Origin of the sequence: Chryseobacterium sp. SIMBA_038 (genome assembly GCF_046535115.1) — a bacterium.
Lineage (GTDB): Bacteria > Bacteroidota > Bacteroidia > Flavobacteriales > Weeksellaceae > Chryseobacterium.
On sequence record NZ_JAWRXH010000018.1, the window covers coordinates 1 to 914 of the forward strand.

Here is a 914-nt window from a genome sequence, read left to right on the forward strand (position 1 = left end):
GTTTTCCACGGGGCGCGCCGATGAATCAGTTCCGTCTTGTACAGGCCGTTAATCGTTTCAGCCAGCGCGTTGTCATAGCTATCGCCACGGCTGCCGACCGAAGGCTCGATGCCCGCTTCGGCCAGACGTTCGCTGTAGCGAATGCTGACGTATTGGGACCCCCTGTCGGAATGGTGTATCAATGTCCCGTTCTCGCCTGGTTGCCGCGCATACAGCGCCTGTTCAAGTGCGTCCAGAACGAAGTCCGTGGTCATCGACGAGCTGACGCGCCAGCCAACAATACGGCGGGCAAACACGTCGATCACGAATGCCACGTACAGCCAGCCTTGCCATGTCGAGACATACGTAAAATCCGACACCCAGAGCTGATTCGGTCGGTCAGCCTTGAACTGCCGGTTGACTCGGTCCAGCGGACGCGGTGCGCTTTTGTCGGCAATCGTGGTGCGAATGCGCTTGCCGCGAACCGCACCACGCAGACCTTGCAGCTTCATCAACCGACCGACCGTGCAGCGCGCGACCACAATGCCCTCGCGATTCATCTGCTTCCAGACCTTCGGCACACCATAGACCTGCATGTTGGCCTGCCAGACACGCCTGATCTCGGGTTGCAGAATCTCATCTCGTTTCGCGCGGGCGCAGCGTCTGGACGGATCGCGAAGCTGTGCCGCATGGCGTCGGTAGCCCGACGGGGCAATCCGCAAGACCTTGCAGATCGGCTCGACCCCGAAGGTGTCGCGATGCTGATCAATGAAGGCCTTCAGGACTTGAAACGGCGGTCGAGCTCCGCCTGGGCGAAAAACGCGCTCGCCAGTTTGAGAATCTCATTGGTCCGGCGCAGTTCCTTGACCTCGCGCTCCAAGGCCTTGATGCGTTCACGCTCGGCCGTACTCACGTCATCGCGCTCTCCACGGTCG

Annotated in this window: 1 pseudogene and 1 other annotated feature; the pseudogene reads right to left on the bottom strand. The window is 60.6% G+C overall.

What is annotated here, in order from left to right:
• Positions 1 to 914 (bottom strand): annotated as a pseudogene (locus tag SB689_RS22520) (IS3 family transposase); the annotation flags it as partial.
• Positions 687 to 803 (bottom strand) — a sequence feature (AL1L pseudoknot). Its footprint overlaps the pseudogene before it by 117 nt.